Source organism: Arenimonas oryziterrae DSM 21050 = YC6267, from assembly GCF_000420545.1.
GTDB lineage: Bacteria > Pseudomonadota > Gammaproteobacteria > Xanthomonadales > Xanthomonadaceae > Arenimonas > Arenimonas oryziterrae.
In genome coordinates, this window is record NZ_ATVD01000003.1 from 290671 (window position 1) to 313036 (window position 22366).

At 67.4% G+C, this 22366-nt stretch carries 14 protein-coding genes; 3 read left to right on the forward strand and 11 right to left on the reverse strand.

The genetic code is table 11. The features are described 5' to 3' along the window. Window position 1 precedes the first annotated feature (1 nt). Window positions 2-1201, reverse strand: coding sequence for an EAL domain-containing response regulator (locus G467_RS16255; RefSeq protein ID WP_022969547.1), 1200 nt, complete (start codon window positions 1199-1201; stop codon window positions 2-4). A gap of 185 nt (window positions 1202-1386) precedes the next feature. Here G467_RS16255 and G467_RS0109735 point away from each other — a divergent pair, with 185 nt between their 5' ends. Continuing rightward, a complete protein-coding gene (locus G467_RS0109735; protein ID WP_022969548.1) occupies window positions 1387-4932 on the forward strand; it encodes an indolepyruvate ferredoxin oxidoreductase family protein in 3546 nt (1181 codons plus the stop codon). A 55-nt stretch (window positions 4933-4987) separates the two neighbouring features. Here the strand turns inward: G467_RS0109735 and G467_RS0109740 are convergent, their stop codons facing one another. Together G467_RS0109740 and G467_RS0109745 are read right to left on the reverse strand one after the other, a co-directional pair. Further along, window positions 4988-6250, reverse strand: coding sequence for a sensor histidine kinase (locus G467_RS0109740; RefSeq protein WP_022969549.1), 1263 nt, complete (start codon window positions 6248-6250; stop codon window positions 4988-4990). After that, window positions 6247-6918: a response regulator transcription factor gene (locus tag G467_RS0109745; protein WP_026802546.1), complete on the reverse strand. Its 672-nt coding sequence runs from the start codon at window positions 6916-6918 to the stop codon at window positions 6247-6249. Before G467_RS0109745 ends, G467_RS0109740 begins: the two co-directional genes overlap by 4 nt. A 183-nt stretch (window positions 6919-7101) precedes the next feature. On the opposite strand from G467_RS0109745, the gene G467_RS0109750 reads away from it, so the two are divergent. Both G467_RS0109750 and G467_RS16260 read left to right on the forward strand, forming a co-directional pair. Then, window positions 7102-9084, forward strand: coding sequence for an LTA synthase family protein (locus G467_RS0109750; protein WP_022969551.1), 1983 nt, complete (start codon window positions 7102-7104; stop codon window positions 9082-9084). Next, window positions 9081-9818 carry a COG4705 family protein gene (locus tag G467_RS16260; protein ID WP_022969552.1) on the forward strand — a complete coding sequence of 246 codons (738 nt, stop codon included), beginning with the start codon at window positions 9081-9083 and terminating at the stop codon, window positions 9816-9818. The genes G467_RS0109750 and G467_RS16260 overlap by 4 nt, the downstream gene beginning before the upstream one ends. A gap of 20 nt (window positions 9819-9838) precedes the next feature. Here G467_RS16260 and G467_RS0109760 read toward each other — a convergent pair whose 3' ends face one another. The 8 genes from G467_RS0109760 to G467_RS0109795 form a co-directional block, all read right to left on the reverse strand. Then, window positions 9839-11908: a mechanosensitive ion channel domain-containing protein gene (locus G467_RS0109760; protein ID WP_022969553.1), complete on the reverse strand. Its 2070-nt coding sequence runs from the start codon at window positions 11906-11908 to the stop codon at window positions 9839-9841. Further along, window positions 11905-14961, reverse strand: coding sequence for an efflux RND transporter permease subunit (locus G467_RS0109765; RefSeq protein ID WP_022969554.1), 3057 nt, complete (start codon window positions 14959-14961; stop codon window positions 11905-11907). Before G467_RS0109765 ends, G467_RS0109760 begins: the two co-directional genes overlap by 4 nt. Before the next feature lie 2 nt (window positions 14962-14963). Next, window positions 14964-16055: an efflux RND transporter periplasmic adaptor subunit gene (locus G467_RS16265; RefSeq protein WP_022969555.1), complete on the reverse strand. Its 1092-nt coding sequence runs from the start codon at window positions 16053-16055 to the stop codon at window positions 14964-14966. 35 nt (window positions 16056-16090) lie between these two features. Further along, window positions 16091-16282, reverse strand: a complete 192-nt coding sequence (locus G467_RS0109775) for a hypothetical protein (RefSeq protein ID WP_022969556.1) — start codon at window positions 16280-16282, stop codon at window positions 16091-16093. Between the two features lie 101 nt (window positions 16283-16383). Beyond that, window positions 16384-19554, reverse strand: coding sequence for an AfsR/SARP family transcriptional regulator (locus tag G467_RS0109780; RefSeq protein ID WP_022969557.1), 3171 nt, complete (start codon window positions 19552-19554; stop codon window positions 16384-16386). 135 nt (window positions 19555-19689) lie between these two features. After that, window positions 19690-20166, reverse strand: coding sequence for a hypothetical protein (locus G467_RS0109785; RefSeq protein ID WP_022969558.1), 477 nt, complete (start codon window positions 20164-20166; stop codon window positions 19690-19692). Between the two features lie 183 nt (window positions 20167-20349). After that, entirely contained in the window at window positions 20350-20931 is a 582-nt protein-coding gene (gene folE / locus G467_RS0109790; protein WP_022969559.1) for a GTP cyclohydrolase I FolE, read from the reverse strand. Between the two features lie 58 nt (window positions 20932-20989). Continuing rightward, a complete protein-coding gene (locus G467_RS0109795) occupies window positions 20990-22270 on the reverse strand; it encodes a TCR/Tet family MFS transporter (RefSeq protein WP_081644633.1) in 1281 nt (426 codons plus the stop codon). Window positions 22271-22366 lie beyond the last annotated feature (96 nt).

Consider the following 22366-nt stretch of genomic DNA (forward strand, 5'->3'; position numbering starts at 1 on the left):
TTCAGTGCCGGGTATTGCGCCAGCGCTGGATCGCCTCGACGAGGGTTTCGCCGGGCACCGCGGGCGAGATCAGATAGCCCTGGGCGTAGTCGCAACCCAACTGCGCGAGCAGCTGCCACTCCTCCATCGTCTCCACGCCTTCGGCGACGACGCACAGGTTGAGTTTGCGCGCGAGATCGAGACTGGTTTCGATGACCGCGCGCTTGCGCGGCTGGTCGGGCGCACCGCCGACGAAACCGCGGTCGATCTTGAGTTCGGTGAAGGGAATCTGCGACAGCTGGGTGAGCGAGGAATAACCGGTGCCGAAATCGTCGACCGACAGGCCGAATCCCTTCAGGCGCAGGCGCGCGAGCAGGCCCAGGCCGCGCGCGGTATCGCTCATGACCGAGCTTTCGGTGATTTCCAGGATCACATGTTCGGGCGACAGCCCGTGTTCGCGCAGGATCGACTCGTAGCGGTCGGCGACTTCCGGTCCGCTGAGATTGTGCGCGGACACGTTCACGGAAATGCGCAGTTGTTCCAGGCCCGCCTGGCGCCAGCGGCTCGACCAGCGGCAGGCTTCGGCGAGCATGTGCGTGGTCAGGCCCTCGACCAGGCCATTGCTCTCCATGATCGGCACGAACACCGACGGCGGCACCATGCGGCCGTCGGCCAGACGCCAGCGCGCGAGCGCTTCGACACCGACGACCTTGCCGTTGGCGAACTCGGCCTGCGGCTGGAAATACGCAACGATGTCGCCATCGGCGAGCGCCTTGCGCACCTGTTCGACGTCGACGTGGATGCTGTCGTCGGGACCGATGCCGGCCGGCTGCGCCTCGTACAGGGACAGGATGTGGGTGAGCTTGCCGGGCGACAGCGGCTTTTCCACCGCGCCCAGCACCCGCAGGCCCGAGGCCTGGGCCATGACCTGGACGGTATGCAACAGGGCCGGATCCATCGCGCTGACCACGGCGATTGACCGGGCCAGGTGTTCCTGGGCGACATGGCCGATGAACTCGACACCGTCCATGCCGGGCATGTCCAGGTCGACCAGGACCACGTCGGGCGGTTCGGGCAGGGCACGCAGCAGTTCCAGGCCCTGGAAGCCGTCAGCCGCCTCGAGCAGGCGGGTCAGGCCCAGATCGGCCAGCAGCCGCAGGCCCAGCCGGCGCTGGAAACCATGGTCTTCGACGAGCAGCACCTGCAATTGCGTCAGACTCATCCCGCTCCCCCAGAGCAAGCTCGGACTCTATCCGGGCCCGGGGGCCGCGTGAAGAGCGCAGCGCAGCATAAGCAGCAAACTGTGACGGCGCTTTCACAGCCACGCGAGAAGGGCCCGCCGCCGGCCTGATCCGGCTGCCCTGCTATAATTTCGAGTCTTTGCTCGACGTATTCCAGAGTCCCGCCATGTCCGTGCCCGCCAATCCCGTCAGCGCCATCCTCGATCCCGAGTACACCCTCGAACACAAGTACACCCGCAGCGAAGGCCGGATCTATCTGTCCGGCGTCCAGGCGCTGGTGCGCCTGCCGCTGATGCAGCAGATGCGCGACCGCGCCGCCGGGCTCAACACCGCCGGCTTCATTTCCGGCTATCGCGGCTCGCCGCTGGGTGGATTCGATCTCGAGCTGTGGCGCGCCAAGAAGCACCTGGCGGCGTCGGCGATCGAATTCACGCCGGGCCTGAACGAGGATCTCGGCGCGACGATGGTCTGGGGTTCGCAGCAGACGAACCTGTTCCAGGGCGCGAAATACGACGGCGTGTTTTCGATGTGGTACGGCAAGGGTCCGGGCGTGGACCGCTGCGGCGACGTGTTCAAGCACGGCAATGCGGCCGGTACGTCCCGCCACGGCGGCGTGCTCGCGCTCGCGGCCGACGACCATGCCTGCCGTTCTTCGACCTTGCCGCATGGCTCGGAACTGGAATTCGTCAGCGCGATGATGCCGGTGCTCAATCCGGCCGGCGTGCAGGACATTCTCGACATGGGCCTGCTGGGCTGGGCAATGTCGCGTTTCACCGGCCGCTGGGTCGGTTTCAAGACGATCGCCGAGACGGTGGAATCGTCCGCGTCAGTGAACGTCAATCCACACCAGCTCGACATCCTGATGCCGGGCGATTTCGAGATGCCGATGGGCGGACTCAACATCCGCTGGCCGGATCCGCCGCTGGACCAGGAAATGCGCCTGCACCAGTACGCGGTCAAGGCCGCGATCGCGTTCGCCCGCGCGAACCGCATCGACAAGGTGATCTTCGATTCGCCGAAGGCGCGCCTGGGCATCGTCACCACCGGCAAGAGCTATCTGGACGTGCTGCAGGCGCTCGAATACCTCGGCATCGATCACAAGGCCGCCGAGGACATCGGCATCCGCGTGTACAAGGTCGGCATGACCTGGCCGCTGGAACCGGTCGGCATCCAGGAATTCGCGCGCGGCCTCGAGGACATCATCGTCGTCGAGGAAAAGCGCAGCTTCATCGAATCGCAGATGAAGGAATACATGTTCAACTGGGAGCACCGCCCGAGCATCGTCGGCAAGTACGACGAAGCCGGCGAGTGGATCCTGCCGAGCACGAACGAACTCACGCCGGCACGCATCGCCCGCGTGATCGCCAAGCGCCTGTCGCGCTTCTTCACCTCCGAGCACATCACCGGCCGCCTGGCCTTCCTCGCGGCGAAAGAGAAGGAACTCGCGCAGCCGCGCGCGAACTTCCCGCGCGCCGCGCATTACTGCTCGGGCTGCCCGCACAATTCCTCGACCGTCGTGCCGGACGGTTCGCGCGCGCTCGGCGGCATCGGTTGCCACTACATGGTGACCTGGATGGACCGCAAGACCGACACCTTCACGCACATGGGCGGCGAAGGCGTGACCTGGAGCGGCCAGGCGCCGTTCACCGATGAAAAACACGTCTTCCAGAACCTCGGCGACGGCACGTATTTCCACTCCGGCTCGCTCGCCATCCGGCAATCCATCGCCGCGAAGGTCAACATCACCTACAAGATCCTCTACAACGACGCGGTCGCGATGACCGGCGGCCAGCCCGTCGACGGCACCCTGACCGTGCCCGACATCGCGCACCAGGTGCGCGCGGAAGGCGTGCAGACGATCGTCGTGCTCTCGGACGACATCGAGAAGTGGTCGCGTCCGGAGATCTTCCCGAGCGGCGTCGAATTCCTGCACCGCGACGAACTCGATGCCGTGCAAAAACGCCTGCGCGAGCTGCCCGGCACCACCGTGCTGATCTTCGACCAGACCTGCGCCGCGGAAAAACGCCGCCGCCGCAAGCGCGGCAAGATGGTCGATCCGGCCAAGCGCACGATCATCAATCCCGCGGTCTGCGAAGGCTGCGGCGACTGCGGCGTCAAATCCAACTGCGTGTCGGTGCTGCCGCTGGAAACCGAATTCGGCCGCAAGCGCGAAATCGACCAGTCCAACTGCAACAAGGACTTCAGCTGCGTGAAGGGCTTCTGCCCCAGCTTCGTCACCGTCAAGGGCGGCGGGCTGAAGAAGAAGAAAGGCACGGGCGCGGAAGTGAATTTCGACGCCCTGCCCGCCCCGGTGTTCCAGACCGACCTGAGCGAGCCCTGGAACATCCTCATCACCGGCATCGGCGGCACCGGCGTGGTCACCATCGGTGCGCTGCTGGGCATGGCCGCGCATCTGGAGAAAAAAGGCGGCAGCGTGCTCGACCAAACCGGTCTGGCGCAGAAAGGCGGCGCGGTCACCACGCACGTGCGCATCGCCAAGGAACCGGCCGACATCAATGCCGTGCGCATCGCCGCCGGTGAAGTCGACCTGGTGCTCGGCTGCGACATGGTCGTGGTCAACGACTACTGGGCGCTGTCGAAGATTCGCGCCGAGCGCAGCCATGTCGTGCTCAACAGCTACGAGGCGATGCCGGGCACGTTCACGCGCAACACCGAACTGCAGTTCCCGGCCAACGACATCATCGGTGCGGTGAAAACCGCGCTCGGCGGCAAGGATCCGTCCGTGGTCGACGCCAGCGAGCTCGCGCTCGCGCTCATGGGCGATGCGATCGCGACCAACCTGTTCATGCTCGGCTACGCCTGGCAGCTGGGCCTGGTGCCGATTTCGTTCGAGGCGCTGATGCGCGCGATCGAACTCAACGGCGCCGCGATCGAGATGAACCGCAAGGCCTTCGCCTGGGGTCGCATGGCCGCGCACGACATCGCCACCGTCAAAGCCGCCGCCGGCGTTGTCGCCGCGCCGGCGACCGCCTCCTTCGTGGCCGCCGGAGCCCTGGCCACCAGCGCCGCGTTCGTCGGCGAGGGCAAGCTCACGCAGACGCTCGACGAAGCGATCACCCTGCGCGCGAAGTTCCTCACCGAGTACCAGGATGCGAAATACGCGTCGCAGTACACGAGCTTCCTGCAGCAGGTGCGCCGCGCCGAAACCGAACGCACGCCCGGCCTGACCGGTCTGTCGGAAGCGGTCGCGCGTTATTACTTCAAGCTGCTGGCCTACAAGGACGAGTACGAAGTCGCGCGTCTGTACACGACCGGCGATTTCGAAAAGCGCATCCGCGACACCTTCGACGGCGACTTCAAGCTGCACTTCAATCTCGCGCCGCCGATGTTCAGCAAGAAAGACAACAACGGCCACCTGATCAAGCGCGAATACGGCCCGTGGCTGTTCACCGCGTTCAAGTTGCTCAAGCGCCTGAAGTTCCTGCGCGGCGGCGCGTTCGATCTGTTCGGCAAGACCGAAGAGCGCCGCATGGAGCGCCAGCTCATCGTCGACTACCGCAACACCATCGACGAGCTGCTGGCCGGCCTGACGCTGTCCAACCACTCACTGGCCGTGGAGATCGCCCGTCTGCCCGAACATATCCGCGGCTACGGGCACGTCAAGGAAGATCAGCTCGCCAAGGCCAGGAGCAAGTGGGACACGCTCATGCAGGCCTGGCGCGATCCGGCGGCGGAACGTTCGGCGGCCTGAGGCGCCGACACGGAAGACAAACAACCCGCTTCGGCGGGTTTTTTGTTGCGCGTGCCTAGGGCGCGGCGGCGTCGAGCGCCGCGACGGGCAGCAGGATGCGGACGTGGCGCAGGCCCGGTACTTCAACGACCTCCTCGATGCGCCATCCGAGCGCCTCCGCCAGTCGCGACACCAGCGTCAGGCCCAGGCCCGTATCCGATCGGGCGGGTGCGTCCGGCGGCGCCGTCGTCGTGGCCTGCCGAGGCGAGAAACGCAGCGACAGCGCCTGGCCTTCGCGATCGATCTGCAGGCGACCGGCCGCCTCGGGCACCAGCAGGCGCCGCAACACACCCTGCAGCACGAGCACGGCTTCACGCTGCGGCACCTGCCAGGTGCCGGAGACGTTGTTCTGCACCTGCAGGTCGGCATTGCCGGTGAGCGCGGTCAGCGTCGCCAGGCTTTCCTCGATCACGGCTTGGGCCGGCACGGCTTCGATCACGCGCTCACGGCGGCGCGCGAGACCGAGCAGCACGTCGAGCAGCATCGTGAGCTCGCCGATGCCGCGATCCAGACGACCCAGGCGCTGGCGCATGCCCAGGCTGACCGCATCGTCGTCGAGGATGACTTCGGTGACGCCGCGCACGACCGCGATCGGCGTGCGCAGCTCGTGGCTGGCGTCGGCGAAAAAACGGCGCTCGTTGGCGTCGGCGTCGACCAGGCGACCTTGGTAATCGTCGATCGCCGAGGCAAGCCGGCCGAGTTCGTCGGCACCGACGGCGGACGCCAGTTGCGTGCGTTCGGGCATGACCGACAAGGCATCGACGGCGCCGGCGAGACGGCGCACCGGCGCCAGGCTCGCGCCGGCGAGGAACCAGCCCAGCCACGCGGAAAACGCCGTGCCGATGACGAATACCGCCGCGACGAACATCGCCAGCAGGCGTTCGGTGGCTTCGATGTCGCTCAGATCGATCGCGAAATACAGCCGTCCCTGATCGATGTCGTACACGCCGGCATGAATGCCGGGCGGCAGACGCGGATCGTCGTCGTAAAAGCCCGGCGCGAGCCCGAGCAGCTCCGGCGGAATCGTGCCGCTGCCGTCGGTTCGGCGCAGATAGCCGCTCAAGCGGTGACTCTGCGGCAGCGGCGTCATCGGATCGACGGCCAGACGCAGGCTGTAGTCCTGGGCCTGGCCTTCGAGCAGCTCGCCGACCAGGGTGTCCTCGTATTCTTCCGCGACGAACACGGTCACCGCGGTGAACAGCAGGGACAGCACGAGACCCAGTCCGGTCGCGGCCATCGTCACGCGCCAGCGCAGGGAGCGCGGCGAGCGGGCCGTCATGGCGCCGCCACCAGGCGATAGCCCAGGCCATGCACGGTCTGGATCATCGCGTGTGCGAAAGGTTTGTCGATGAGGGCGCGCAGTTCGTAGACATGCGTATGCAGGGCGGCGGTATCGCCGCCTTCTTCGCCCCAGATCGCGCGCAGCAAGCTCGCATGCGACACCACCGCCGGCGCGGCACGCACGAGTTCGGACAACAGACGCGACTGCGCGCGCGTGAGCGCGACCGTCTTGCCCGCACGGGTCGCCCGCAGGGATTGTTCGTCGTACACCAGATCGCCAACCGCCAGCGTCGGCCCGTTCGTCGGACGACCGCGCCGGTGCAGCGCGCGGATGCGCACTTCCAGTTCCTTCATCGCGAACGGCTTGACCATGTAGTCGTCGGCTCCTTCGGCAAATCCGCGCAGCTTGTCGTCGAGCGTATCGCGCGCGGTAAGCATCAGAACCGGCACGCCGTGGCCGGCCTCGCGCAGGCGCCGGCACAGGTCGAGGCCATCGAGCCGGGGCAAGCCGAGGTCGAGCACGATGACATCGTTCGCGCCCGCCAGTGCCCGCGCCAGACCCGATTCGCCATCGGCCGCGTGATCGACCACGTGGCCGCGCCGCTCCAGGAAATCCCAGATATTGGCCGCGATGTCGTGCTGGTCCTCGACCACCAGCACCCTCAGTCCCGCCTGACTCATGTCCGTTCCCGGCGCCGTGATGGCGCTAGCTTGCCACTGGCGCGATCGCAGCGATTAACGAATGCCTGAGAAGCGCCTGAGACCGCTTTACATCCGGACATCAAGACTGCGCTCCGGCCGGGCCACCCGGCCCCGCGCGCCATCGGGCGACGGAGACCGGAGCCGGATTTGTTCACCGACCACCCCTTGTTGCACCGCTTCCGCCCGCTGCTGTGGCTGGGCGCCTGTTTCCTGACGCTGTCCACGCTGACGCGCCTGGCCTTGTTGATCGCCACCGGCAGCGGCATTCCCGCGGCGGCGGGCCATTGGCTGCGCATTTTCGGCGTTGGCCTGGGCTACGACCTGCTGACCTTCGTGTATTTCGCCTGGCCGCTGGTGGCGCTGCTGTGGCTGCTGCCCACGCGCTGGCGGCGGTCGCGCACCGGTCGCGGCGTCCTTGCCGGCCTTTGCCTGGCGATGCTTTTCGTACTGCTGTTCGTGGCGATGGCCGAGTGGACGTTCTGGGAAGAATTCCAGACGCGCTTCAATTTCATCGCCGTCGACTATCTGGTCTATACGACCGAAGTCATCGGCAACATCCGCGAGTCCTATCCGATCGGCTGGCTGCTTGCGGGCCTGGCCGTGTTGACCGGCGCGGTGTTCGCGCTCGGCCGGCGATACTGGCGCGTGTCCGACGACGACACCGGATTCGCGGCGCGCAGCTCGGTGGGTCTGGCCTGGCTCGCGGTCACGGTGCTGGGCACCCTGCTGGTCAGCGGCGACCTCAAGGACCGCAGCGGCAACCAGTACGTCAACGAGCTTTCCGGCAACGGCATCTACGAATTCTTCGCTGCGTTCCGCAGCAGCCACATCGACTACGACCGCTTTTACCGCACCGTGCCGCTGCCCGAGGCCTATGGGCAACTGCGCCGCGACCTGGCGGCGCCGGACGCGACCTTCGTCAGCGCCGATCCGTCCGACATCCGCCGCGACATCCGCAATCCCGCGCCCGAGCGCCGGCTCAATGTCGTGCTCATCAGCGTCGAAAGCCTGTCGGCGTTCTATTCGGCCAGCTACGGCGGCGAGCCGGGCCTGACGCCGGAGCTGGACCAGCTCACCGACCACAGCCTGTTCTTCAGCCAGCTGTACGCCTCGGGCACGCGCACCGTGCGTGGGCTGGAAGCGCTGGCGCTGTCGGTGCCGCCCACGCCGGGCGAGTCGATCGTCAAGCGCCCGCACAACGAGGGCCTGCCGAGCCTGGCCGATGTGTTCAATGCACGCGGCTATCAGTCGCAGTTCCTGTACGGCGGCTACGGCGCGTTCGACAACATGAATTATTTCTTCGGCCACAACGGCTACCAGGTGCGCGATCGCAGCGCGATTCCGGAAGCGCAGATCCACCACGCCAACATCTGGGGCGTTGCCGACGAGGACCTGTACACGCTCGCGCTGACCGAGTTCGACCAGGCGCATGCGCGCGGCAAACCGTTTTTCGCGCACCTCATGACCACGTCCAACCACCGCCCGTACACCTTCCCCGAACACCGCGTCACCGGCGCGCAGGGCAAGCGCGAGAGTGCCGTGCAATACACCGACTGGGCGATCGGCGATTTCCTGCGCCGCGCGCGCAGCAAGCCCTGGTTTGCCGACACGGTATTCGTGATCACTGCCGATCATTGCGCGTCCAGCGGCGGCATCGCGCAGTTGCCGGTGTTCCGTTATCACATCCCGCTGTGGATCTATTCGCCCGCGCATATCCGTCCCGCGCGCGTGGACCGCCTGATCGCGCAGATCGACATCGGACCGACCGTGCTCGGCCTGCTGGGCATGGACTACCGCAGCAGCTTCTACGGCAGCGACATTTTTCAGCGGCCGGCCGGACGCGAGCGCGCCTTCATCGGCAACTACCAGCGCCTGGGCTATCTGCGCGCGAACCAGTTGATCGAGCTGTCGCCGCACCGCCGCATCGACAGCGTCAAGCCGCAGTACGAACAGGATCTGCCGCAAGCGCCCGAAGCGGTCGATGGGCCGCTCGCGCTGGAAGCGATCGGCTACTACCAGACGGCGAGCCACCGTTTCAGCCACGGCCTCATGGCGCTGCCCGAAGACCGCACGGCGGCGGCGACGGTGATTCCGGTCGCAGCCAAGACGACCCTGGCCGCCGCGCGATGAAGCGCCTGCCCGAGGTCGACCTGCGCTACTGGGTGCTGATCCTGAGCGCGACCACCTTGGGTGAGACCGCCGGTGATCTGGTTTCGCAAAGCCTGGGCCTGGGCTACGGCGCGGGTTCGCTGGTGCTGTTGACGGCCTTCGTCGTGGCCTTGCTGGGACAGCTGCGCGCGCGTCGGCAACGGCCCGGGCTGTACTGGACCGTCATCCTGCTCACCAGCACCGCCGGCACGACGATGTCGGATTTCCTGACGCGCTCGCTCGCGCTCGGTTATGCCAGCGGCACGCTGCTGCTCGCGGCCCTACTGGCCGTTGTCATCGTCGTCTGGCGTCGCGTCGAAGGCGCGGCCGGTCTGCGCGGCGCGCTCGATCTGCGTGCCGAGGCGGTGTACTGGTCGGCGATTCTCGCTTCGAGCACCTTGGGCACGGCCTTCGGCGATCTGATCGCCAATGGCACGGCGCTGGGCTTCGCCGGCGGCACGGCTGCGCTCGCGGTGCTGCTCGCGGGCATCGCATTCGCAGCGCGTTTTACCCGCGTGTCGAAGGAGACCTGCTATTGGCTCGCGATCGTGGTCACGCATCCGATCGGCGCGACGATGGGCGATTTCCTCACCAAACCCGAGGGCGTCGGCCTGGGCAATGTGCTGGCGAGCCTCGTGCTGCTGGCGGTGCTGGCCCTGGTGTCGCTGTCGGTGCGCGGCGATCGGGAGGTCGACGTCGATCTGTCGCCGATGTGAGGTGATCGCGGCGGCGATGCTCAGACCGCCAGTCGCGACGGTGGCGCCATGCGGATGCCCGCTTCCTCGAACGCACCCAGGATCATCAGGCGCAGATCGCTGGCGATGCGCCGACGATCGACGCCGGCGTTGAGTTCGATCCAGTAGTGCAGCACGAAGCGCAGACCGTTATCGGCGAACTCGTCGAGGAAGACCACCGGCTCGTTTTTCTCCGCGAGCTGTCCGTGCCGCGACGCCGCGACGCGCATCGCATCGATGACGATGCGCGGGTCGGAGGCCGCCTCGACGACGAGGCCCAATACCTGCCGGCTCAGGCGCGAGCGGAAGGTGACGTTCTTGACGTTTTCCTCCATCAGCGCCGAATTGGGAATCAGCGTTTCCGCGCCGTCGCCATCGCGCACCACCGAGGTACGCAGGTCGATGTCGACGACGGTGCCGCGCAGGTCGCCGACCTCGATGACATCGCCCAACCGGAACGGTCGCTCGACCAGGACCAGCACGCCGCTGATCAGATTCTTGAACAGCGCCTGCATGCCAAAGCCAATACCGATGGCCACGGCGCCGCCGATAAACGCGAACGCGGCCAGCGGAATACCCGCCAAGGCCAGGCTGGCGAGCACGCAGGCCGCCACGAGCAGGGCGAACAGCCAGCGCCGCATAAGCCGTGCGCTGCCTTCGTCGCTGCCGCGCCGGCGCAACCAGCGCTCGCCCCACGCCGTGAAACGCAGGGCCAGAAACACACCGCAGACCAACAAGAGCGGCGCCTTGACGAGTTTGCCGAGGGTGACCGCTTTCGGCACCGCCGTTTGCCGTCCCTCGACGTCGATGGTTTGTGCAACCGTGAACAGCTCGAAATTCCAGGCGCGCGCCAGCCCCGAACGCAGGCGGGCGAGCACCGTGCGCACGCGCTCGGGCCAAGGCGCATGACCGATGCGCTCGTCGAAGTCCGCGCGCATGCGCGCGATCAGGTCGGCGAGGCGGCGCTCGTCGGACATCGCGGTCTGCACCAGGTGCAGACGTTGTTCGAACACCGCGCGCAGAGCGCGTTTGTCGGGCGTCGTCACCGCCGTCGGCGCCTGCGCGATCGCCGCCGATAGCGTGCCGATGCGCGCGAGCAGTTGCTCGGACAAGGCCGCGAGAAACTCACGCCGACGCCGCAGGCGTTCGACCAGCACCGGACCCTGATCGCGCGCTTCGACCAGGGCCGCGGCATCTTCGTCGCGGTAATAGCGCAGGGCGATCTGCCAGGCGGCCTGTTCGGTCGCGAGATTGGACAGGGCTTCGCGCCCGAGCTCCAGGTCGATGTCGGCATTGGCCAAGCGTTCCTTCAACCATTCCCGATGCGATGCGGGCGCCATGGCCGCCGCCTGGAGTTCGTCGCGCACACGCTCGCGGTTCGCGGCCGCGTCGGCCATGCGCCGGCGCAGTTGCGCCGCCTGCACGCGCAGCCGTTGCTCGATCGCCGCCGCATCGTGCACCGATACCGCCACGCGGCCGCGCTGGTTCGCCTGCATCAGACGCTGCGCCAGGACTGCACGGTCGCGGCGCGCGAGCTCCTGCTGCAGGTCGACCAGGCGCAAGAGGAGATCGAGCTCGGCGGTCGCCGATTCGACGAGCTCGGTTTCCAAGCGGGCGAGCGCGAGCGGCGCGGCGGCCGCCTGCGTCTCGGTGAGGACGCGCAGGGCGGCGACCTGTTGGGCGAGTTGGGCGGCGGTCGCTTCGCGTTCGGTTTTCAGGATGGCGAGCCGCCGTTCGCCGCCGGCAAGGGTCGTGTCGAGCTGCTGCAGCTCGCTGCGCAGATCGTCCAGCGCCAGTACGCCTGCGGGCAGCGGCGGGGCCGCCGGTTCGGTCCGGACGGCCAGGCGGCGCGCGTCGGCGAGAGCGCGCTGCAGGTCCTGCCGGCGCTCGAGCGAGGCGAGCAACTGCCGGCGATAGAAATCGCCACGGTCTTCGGCGAGCGATTCGGACGGCGGCGCCAGACTCGCGCGCAAGACCGCTGCCCGCTCGGCCAAGGGCGTCTGTGCCGACGCCGTGGCCGTATGCATCGCGACGACCAGCAGCACTGTCGCGAGCGAACCCCGCGCGATCACGGCGTGGCTTCCTTGACGCCATAACTCACTGCGACCATCACCGGCAGCACGATCAGGGTCAGCAGGGTCGCGGCGGTCAGACCGCCCATGATCGCCCAGGCCATCGGACCCCAGAAGGTCGAGCTCGTCAGCGGAATCATCGCCAGGATCGCCGCCAGTGCCGTCAGTACGATCGGGCGGAAGCGGCGCAGCGTAGAGCCGATGATCGCGTCGCGCGGTGCGAGGCCCTGCGCGAGATCCTGGTCGATCTGGTCGATGAGGATCACCGAGTTGCGCATGATCATGCCCGCGAGCGCGATCGTGCCCAGCATCGCCACGAAACCGAACGGCACCTGGAACACCGCCAGCACCCCCGACACACCGATCAAGCCCAACGGCGCGGTCAGCAGCACGAGCACCATCTTTTTCATGTTCTGCAATTGCAGCATCAAGAGCACGAGGATCAGCGCGAGCGCGAACGGTACGACCGCCGCGATGGACGCCTGGCTGGTCTGGCTCGATTCCGTCGCGCCGCCGACCTCGATGCGATAGCCCAACGGCAAGGTGCGGGCGACTTTCTCGATCGCCGGCCAGACGCGTGCGCTGACATCGGGCGCCTGCGCGCCGGCGACATCGGCGCGCACGGTCACCGTCGGCAAACGATTGCGTCGCCACAGGATGCTGTGTTCGCTGCCCAGGTCGATGCGCGCGACCTGCGACAGCGCCACGAACTTGCCGTCGCGTACATAGACCTTGGCGTCCTTGAGGTTGTCCAGGTCGGTGCGTTCGTCGGCCGTGAGGCGCGCGACGACGTCGATGAGCTGATCGCCTTCGCGGTACTGGGTGATGCTCAGGCCGGACAGGGAGTTCTGCGTGGCGTCGGCGATCTGCTTGGAGCTGATGCCGAGCGCCCGCGCCTTGTCCTGGTCGACGGTCAAGCGCGCGGTCTGCAGGCGTTCGCCGAGATCGGAATTGACGTCGCGGATCGCCGGGTCGGCGCGCAGGATCGCCTGCACCTGCGCGACGATCGGCAGCAGCTTCTGCGGATCGGGACCCGAGATGCGCAGCTTGACCGGATAGCCGACCGGCGGACCGTTCTCCAGGCGCGCGACACGGCCGCGCACGTTGGGAAAGTCGCGTTTGAACAGTGCCTCGATGCGCGCGAGCACCTGTTCGCGCGGTTCTTCGCCCCGCGTCATGACCATGAGCTGGCCGAAATTCGTGTTCGGCAGCTGCACGTCGAGCGGCAGATAGAAACGCGGGCTGCCCATGCCGACGTAGCCGGTCACGGCGACCACGTCCGGATCGTGCTTGAGCGCGGCTTCGAGTTTTCCGACCGCCGCCTCGGTCGCGGCGATGCTCGCCGCTTCCGGCAGCCACAGATCGACCATGAGTTCAGGCCGGCTCGAGGCCGGGAAGAACTGCTGCGGCACCGCGCTGAACAGGCCGATCGCACCGATGAACAGCGCCAGGGTCGTGCCCAGCACCAGGGCGCGATGACGCAGGCAGGCATCGAGCAGACGGCGGAACAGCGCGTAGAAACCACGCTCGTGGTCGACCGCGTGTCCGCCGTGGGCGACGTCCGTCTTCATCTCCGGCAACAGCTTGAAGCCCAGGTAGGGCGTGAACACCACCGCGACCAGCCACGACAGCAGCAGCGCGATGCCAACGACCTGGAAAATCGAGATCGTGTATTCGCCGGCGCCGGACTTGGCCAGGCCGACCGGCAGGAAGCCCGCGGCGGTGATCAGGGTGCCGGTCAGCATCGGGAACGCGGTCGCCGTGTAGGCGAAGGTTGCCGCGCGCGCGCGGTCCCAACCCTGTTCGAGCTTGAGCGCCATCATTTCCACCGCGATGATCGCGTCGTCGACCAGCAGACCCAGCGCGATGATCAGTGCGCCCAGCGAAATGCGCTGCAGGTCGATGCCGAGCGCGTACATGGCCAGAAAGGTCATCGCGAGCACGAGCGGAATCGACAGTGCGACGACGATGCCGGTCCGCCAGCCGAGCGAGGCGAAACTGACGATGAGTACGATGACGATCGCTTCGCCCAGGCTCTTGGTGAATTCGTGTACCGACTCGGCGACCACGGCAGGCTGGTTGGACACCGCATGGATTTCCACGCCGACCGGCAGGGCCGCGCGCATGCGCGCGACTGCGGCATCGAGATCGCGGCCCATGCGCAGCACGTCGCCGCCATCGCGCATCGCGATCGCCAGACCGATCGCATCCTTGCCGTCGTAGTGCATCTTGCTGGTCGGCGGATCGACGAAGCCGCGGGTGACCGTGGCGACATCGCCAAGCCGGAAATTGCGGCCGTTGGCCTGGATGCCGATGTTGGCGATCGCCTCGACCGAGTCGAATTCGCCGGAAATGCGCAGCGCCACGCGCTGCTCGCCGGCCTCGACGATGCCGCCGGGCACGACGACATTGGTCGAGCGCAGCGCGTCCTCGATCACGCGCGGATCGATGCCGAGCGTGGACAGTTTCGCGGTCGAGGTTTCGACGAAGACCTTTTCGTCCTGCACGCCGAGGTACTGCACCTTGCTGACGTCGCCCACGCGCAGGAACTCGTCGCGCGCCTGATCGACGTAACGGCGCAGCTCGGCATAGGTGAAGCCGTCGCTGGTGAAGGCGTAGAGATTGCCGAAGGTGTCGCCGAATTCGTCGTTGAAGAACGGACCCTGCACGCCCTGCGGCAGGGTGTTCTGGATGTCGTCGAGCTTCTTGCGTACCTGGTACCAGACCGCCGGGACGCGTGCGGCCGGGACGGATTCGCGCAGGATCACCGTGATCTGCGCCACGCCGGGCTTGGAATAGCTGGTCAGGTAGTCGACTTCGGCGACTTCCTGCAGTTTGCGTTCCAGGCGGTCGGTGACCTGCTGCGCGACATCGTCGGCGCTCGCACCCGGCCAGTTCGCCTGCACGACCATCGCCTTGACCGTGAACGCGGGATCTTCCATCTGGCCCAGATGCAGGTAGGCGTAGATGCCGCTGGCGCTGAGCAGCAGGATCAGGAAGAACACGATTTGCTGGTGGCGGATCGCCCAGCCGGAGAGATTGAACGTGCTCATGCTCAGCCCTCCGTGCGCGGCGCGGGAACCAGCGGCTGCACCTTCTGGCCGTCGTGCAGTAAGTTCACGCCCGCCGTCACGACGACATCGCCATCGCGCAGCCCGGCGCCGATCAGCACGCCGTCCTTCTGCGCGCGCACCAAGGTCACGGCGTGCTGGCTCACACGCGAAGTTTTCGGATCGACGATCCAGACGCTGGGTTTGCCGTCGGCGTCGTAGATCGCGGTCAGCGGCAACCGACGCAGGCCGGCGATGGGCGGCAATGCGACGAGCACCTTGCCGGTCATGCCCAGACGCACGGCGGCATCGGCGTCGACGAGACTGATCTTGGCCTCGTAGGTGCGCGTGACCGCATCGGTGTCAGGCGCCATTTCGCGCAGGCGGCCGGTATAGCGGCGGGTCGGTCCGGCCCATAGTTCGACGGCCAGCGCGCGGGCCTGACGCAATTCGTCTACACGTGTTTCCGGCACGCTGACGACGATCTCGCGTTCGCCGTTTTCGGCGATGTGCACCACGACCTGGCCGGCCGACACGACCTGGCCGGCTTCGATGTCGATGCGCGTGACCACGCCCGCGACCGTGGCCTTGAGCGTGGTGTAGCCGGACTGGTTCGCGGCGACGCGATAATTGGCCTCGGCGGCGCGATAGGACTGCTCGGCCGTCTCGACCTGCAGCCGCGCCTTTTCCAGCTCCGAGCGCGAAACGTAGTTTTTCTCCGCCAGCTGCGAATAACGGGCGAAGTCGTGCTGCGCCTGGCGCAGCTGGCTGCGCGCCGAATCGACCTGGGTGCGCGCGGCGTTCGCGTTCAGGGCGGCGTCGGTCGGATCAATGCGGAACAGCGGCTTGCCGACGGTGACAACATCACCGACCTCGACCAGTCGCTGTTGCACGCGGCCCGAGACCAGGAAGCCGAGCGCGGTCTCGCGACGTGCACGGATTTCGCCCGAGTAACTCGCGGCGATGCCGTTGGCCTGGGCGGCCACGGTTTCGGTGCGCACGGGACGCGGGGATTCGCCTTCAACGGCGGGCGGGGCACAGGCCGAGAGCAGGCAGAAGACAGCCGCAGCAGCGGCCAGACGGGTCGGAGCAGACATGAGGGCAGTTCCTTGAACGGACGCGGGGCGGGTCACTACGGGAGGGCGTCGGGCGTCGGCGCAGGTTTTCGCCGGCTCTTGGTCCAGCGGCCCGAGAACGCCGTCCACAGCTCGGTCACGGAGTGAAACGGGCGCGACTGGCCCGTCTTCACGTCCTCGACCACGCCCGCGAGGCCTTCCCGGTCCTGCCGGTAGATGCGGACGACATAACTGCGGATGGGTTGCATGGCGCTCTCCTTTCGATGGCGAGAGCGTGGCGGCGGAGCGCCTACTTATTGGCTATTTATTGCCGAACCGGCCCGCACGGGCCGCGGCCGGTGCCGCCGGATCAGTCCAGGCGCAGGGACTGGTAGAGCCGCTCGCTCGCGGCCGAGGGCGCCAAGCCCAAGGTGATCGACAGGATCTGCTTGAGCCGCAGGTAGGCAGCGATCGCCTCGCTGCGCCGGTCGAGCCGGTGATAGCAACGCATCAGGCCCTGATAGAAGGATTCGATCGCCGGGTCGGCGTCGATACCGCGCAGATAGGCCTGGATCGCTGCCTCGTCCTGCTGCGCGGCCTCGAGGGTTTCGCCCTGGCGCGCGAGGGCATGGATGAACCGACCGCGCAGGCGTTCGCGCACCGCAACCGGCCAGGCTTCGCCTTCGTCTTCGGCCAGGAACGCGCCGCGATACAAACCCAGGGCCCGTTCCCGATGCATGGCTTCGGCCGGATCGCGCGCGTGAGCGGCGGCTTCGGCCGAGGCCAGCGCCTGTTCGAACGCGAACACGTCGATCCAGACGCGATCCCGGTCCAGGCTCAAACGTCCGCCGCGTTGCAGGACCGCGTTCGCATCGCCGAGCAGGGCACGCAGGCGCAGCACCGTGGCATCGAGCGCACGCGCGGCCGCATCGCCTTCTTCTTCGGGCCAGAGCGTATCGATGAGGCGCTGCTCGGACACGCTGCGACCGCCCAGCGCGACGATCGCCTTGAGCAGGGCGAGCGTCTTGCGCGGCACCTTGCGCGAGAACTCCAGCGGCCGGCCGTCGCACAACACCGCGAAGCGCCCGAGCATGCGCACCTCGAACGGCCAGGGCCAGCCGGGCGGATCGTCGGTGGGCGGACGCAGGGCGAAATCGCGGATCGTGCGGCGCATGTCGCCGCGATCGCCGTCCAGACCGAGCGCCGCACCGAACACCACCGACAGCACGCGCGGATGCATGCGCAGCGCAAACAGGCCGCGCGGCGTGTGGCTGTCGGCCACCAGGCGTTCGAGCGGAACACGCGCACCGGCGATGTCGCCAGCCTGCAAGGCGGCATAGGCCTGGACGCAATCCACGGCGGTTTCCAGCCGCGCGAAACAAGTGTCGGCAAGCAAGGCACGCGCTTCGCCCAGCAGCGCCGGCACCGCCTCACCCGACCCCGCATCGACCTGCGCCAGCGCCAGCTGCAAACGACCGCAGCAACGCAGCCAGACCGGACCGACCACGTCGAACAGCGCCAGTTGCTCGCGCGCGCAGGCCAGGGCTTGCGCCGGTTCGCCGCGATGCGCCGCGATCGAGGACTGCAGGCCGGCATCGAGCGCCTGATCAAGCCGGCGCGCAAAGGTCCAGGACGCGGCGGCGAGCAGGCGTTCGGCCTCGGCGCGGTCGGCGTCGCCGGCCGCCAGGGCGATCATCGCCAGACCGATGTGGCCGTAGATGCGCAGCGGCAGCAGGGTCAGCGCGTTTTCGCGCGCGAGCGTCTCGGCCTGGGCGTAGAGGCGTTCGGCATCCGCGTCGCGACCTTGCTTGACGCGGAAATGCGCCAGCTGCAGCAACCACAGCGCGTGCCGGTTCGCCGTCATCTCCGGATCGGCCAGCCACGGCGAGGTCATCGCGACGATGCGCTCGGCTTCGTCGAACTCCATCGCGATCTGGTAGTGCGCCAGCATCAGCGTCGCGGCGTCGACGCGCGCATTGGCGGGTACATCCGCCGCAGGCAACAGCGTGCGAATCCGGCGGAGGCAGGCGTCGACGAGATCGCGGCGCGGACGCTGGTAGCTCAGGGCGAACAGCAGTGCCGACTGCGCGCGCAGTTCGGCGGCGGTCGCCGGGAACGGCGGTGCCTGCGCGAGCAGGGGCAGGACTTCGTCGAGCCAGTGATCGGCCGAGCCGTGATCGAACTCGAGGTAGTGCGTCATCAGCACGGCGGTCGCGGCGAGAATGCGGCCGATGATGTCCTCGCCCGGAAACTGCCCGTAGCTGAGCTCGAATTGTTGCCGTGCCTGCAAGGGCGCGGTCGGCGAAAGCGCCACCCCGAGCCACAGGTTCAGCCAGGGCGAGGCGCGCACGAGCTCAGGCGGCAGCGCGTCGAACCAGCCGCGCAGCGTGCTCATGCGTCCTTGCTCGAACAGGCGCGGCGCGAACACGGACACCAGCGATATCGCGAACGGCCAGTCGCCGGCGCGCGCGGCCAGCCCGAAAGCGGCTTCGATCTGCTCGGCCGCGGCAAGCAGGCGTGCCGCCGCGGCACACCGTTGCGCAACAGCCTCGGCGCTGTGCGTGCGTTCGAGTTCGCTGATCAGGAACGCGCGAAACAGATCGTGGAACTGATAGGCGTCGCCACGCCGTTCGACGAACAGGCGCTTGCGGTAGAGCGATTCGAGCAGGGTCCCGGTGTCGGCGTACTCGCTGATCGCGGCCGCCTGCGCGGCGTCGGCGCGCGGCAGCAAGGCCACACGCATGAGTTTTTCGCGCTCGTCCTCGGGCAAGGCGGCGAGGATCTGGCCGGCGAAATAGTTGAACAGCACGTCGCGGCTTTGCGCTTCCTGTCCCGCGAGACCGACGGCGCCGCGCTTGAGTTGTTCCAGCGACAAGGTCAGGCCGACCGGCCAGCCGCCGGCGTGTTCGTGCATGCCGCGCACCGTGTCCTCGTCGACGACCTGACGCAGGGCGGCGATGCGCCGGGTTTCATCCAGGGTCAGGCGCAACTCGTCCCAGTCGAGCACGGCGAGACGATCCAGGGCGCGCAGCGCGGCGCATTCGGCCGGCGGATCGCTGCGACTGGTCGCCACCACGGTGAATCCATCCGGCACTTCGCGCGCGATCGCATCGAACAGACGATGCAGATCGGCGTCGGCCGGCAGCTCGTGGTAGTTGTCGAAGACCAACACGGCCGGCGCCTTCAGGCATTCGAACAGGGCCCGGAAATACACGCGGGCGTAGCCGGGCAGATCGGCGCGGTGTTCGGCGGTGAACGGCGGCAGGACGACGCGGCGCTTGCGGGTGGCGGCGAGGGCGGCGCGGCTGAGGTAGTGAAAAAACGTGGCGAGGTCGTGGTCGCCGGGATCGATCTGGTACCAGATGCCGCCGCTGCGGCTGGCTTCGAGATAGCTGGCGACGAGCGAGGTTTTTCCGGCGCCGGGCGGACCCATCACCCAGACCAGCGGACGGCTGCGACAGTCGTCCAGCCGTGCGAACAGGCGCTCGCGCGACAGCACCTGATGCAGCTTCGGACGGGTCAGCTTGGCCAGATTGGACACCGCGCCCCCGGGCTGGCGAATCCGCGGGTCATTCTATGCCGATGGCCTTTCCCGGCAAGCCTCGGGTTTCGGACAGACAAGGCCGGAAGGCGTGGGTATTTCGGCCTCTTGGCGCGACGGCTTTGCGCGCGGTTTTTAGTTCGCGCCGGCGGTCGACTGCTTGAGCACCTGCTGCGCGAGCCACTTCTCGCCTTTTTCCATGAGCTCGATCGGCGTCATCTGCCAGCCGGTGAGCACCATGGTTTCGCCGACGCTGAATTCGAGTTGTTCCTTGGTGAAATTACGCTTGCCGGCGATCACCGCTTCGAGCACGGCGCGGCTGGGCATCGGCGCATTCATCTCGGCGTCTTTTGCGGCGGCGGCCGCGGCGGGATCGGGCTTGCCGTGCATGACCAGCCATTCGATGCGCGCAAGTGCCGCGACCTGCGGATCGGCCGCGCTGCTCGCCTCCGGCGCGGCCGCAGCGAGCGATTTCTGCAAGGTATTGAGCTGACCGGCGACTTTCATGCGCGCCAGGTTGGCGGCATCGCGCGCGTGCTCGGCATCCTCGACGTCCTGCAACGCCTGTTTGAGCTTTGCCTGCAAAACGTCCAGATCGGGGGGAGTGGTCATGCCCCGATTATAGAACCGGCCAGCCGCCGTTTTGCCACCGCATTGGCCGGCCCGTGGCGACAGGGGACGGGCGGGCGGCGGCGGGCCGTTTCGACCAAGCCGGTAACGTGCGGCGACTCGAAACGGCCTCCCGTCGCCCTCCTGTCCAGCCGCCCGCCTCCCGCGGAAGCCGACACCCGGATCCTAGCGGCCGGACATGTCGATGAACTGCAGGAACTCCATGCGCGTGCGCGCATCGTCGCGGAAGGCGCCGAGCATCTTCGAGGTGACCATGCTCACGCCGCGCTTGTGGATGCCACGCGTGGTCATGCACTCGTGCGCGCCCTCGATGACCACCGCGACGCCACGCGGCTGCAGCACATGCTCGATGCAGCGTGCGATCTGCGCCGTCATCTTTTCCTGCACCTGGAACCGCCGCGCATAGGTTTCCACCACGCGCGCGAGCTTGCTGATGCCCACGACCTTGCCGTCGGGCAGATAACCCACATGCGCCTTGCCGATGATCGGCGCCATGTGATGTTCGCAATGCGATTCAAATTCGATGTCGCGCAGCACGATCATCTCGTCGTAGCCCGCCACTTCTTCGAACGTGCGCGCGAGATACTCGGCCGGGTCCTCGCCGTAACCGGAGAACCAGTCCTTGTACGCCTTGGCCACGCGCTTGGGCGTGTCGATCAGGCCCTCGCGCGCCGGATCTTCGCCGGCCCAGCGCAGCAATACGCGGACGGCCGCTTCGGCCTCGGCCTGGGTAGTGGGTTCGCTCATGTGGTTCTCCCGATTCGACGGCACAGATTACCCAAGCCCCGTGATGCCCGCGTGCGCATCATTCGCCGCGCGTGACCCGCCACGCCACCAGCCCGCCCAGCGCGACCATCGTCGCCGCCAGGTAGAACGTCGCGCCGGCCAGCACGCCGTGCAGGTTCGCATGCACCACGGCGGCAAAGGTCTGCGTGAACAGGGCCGGCGCGAGAATGCCGGCGATCGAGTTCAAGCTGCCGATCGCGCCCTGCAGACGGCCCTGCTCCTGCGGCGAAACATGCCGCGTCATGATCGCCTGCGCGGAGGGATTGGCCACGCCCCAGAGCGCGGCCAGCGGCATCGCCGCCCAGAACCAGTAGCCGGTCGGCGCCAAGCCGTAACACAGGAAACCCAGCGCCCCGCAGCCCATGCCGAACATCAGCGCGCGGCGCTCGCCCAGCTTTTTCACGATGCGTCCGACCAGACCACCCTGCACGATGATCGTGGTCACGCCGACGATCAGCAGGGTGTAGCCGACCATCTTCAGGCCCCAGCCGAAGCGGTAGTCGGCATAGAGCACGAAGGTCATCGGATAGACCAGATGCGCCAGGCCCATGAGGAAGACGACGCTGGCCAGGCCGAACAGCTCCGGATGCCCGCGCAGCAGGCGCAGCGAGGCGAGCGGGTTCGCACGCTTCCACTCGAACTGCGGCGAGCGGTTTTCCGGCACCAGCGACTCGGGCAGGACGAACAGGCCGTAGCAGAAATTGGCCAGGCACAGGCCCGCCGCGACCATGAAGGGCATGCGGATGTCGATCAGGCCCAGCCAGGCGCCGAACACCGGCGCGAACGTGAAGCCCAGACCGAAGGCCATGCCGAGTTTGCCGAACGCCGCCGCGCGTTTTTCCGGCGGCGTCACGTCGGCGATGTAGGCATTGGCCGTGCTGAAACTCGCCGAGGTGACGCCCGACAACAAGCGGCCGATGAACAGCCAGGGCAGGGTCTGCGCGAAGGCCATGATCAGGAAATCGAGCGCCAGACCGAGGTTGGAGATCAGGATCACCGGTCGCCGACCGAAACGATCGGACAACGCGCCCTGCACCGGCGCGCTGAAGAACTGCATGACCATGTAGCCGGTGGCGAACAGACCGTGCCAGGCCGTGGCGCGACCGATGTCGCCGCCCATGAACTGCTTGAGCAGTTGCGGCAGCACCGGAATGATCAGTCCGAACGAAAGGATGTCGATCAGGACGGTGACGAAGATGAAAGCCAGCGCGGCGCGGCGCACGGGCTGGGCGACGGATGCGTCCACGGGCGGTCCTGCAGGGGGATTTTGGGAGTTTACCAGCGAACAGCCTCCCCTCATCCGCCCTGCGGGCACCTTCTCCCCGATGGGGAGAAGGGAATCTCGCCGTCGCAGATGACTCCCTCTCCCGCTCGCGGGAGAGGGCCGGGGCGAGGG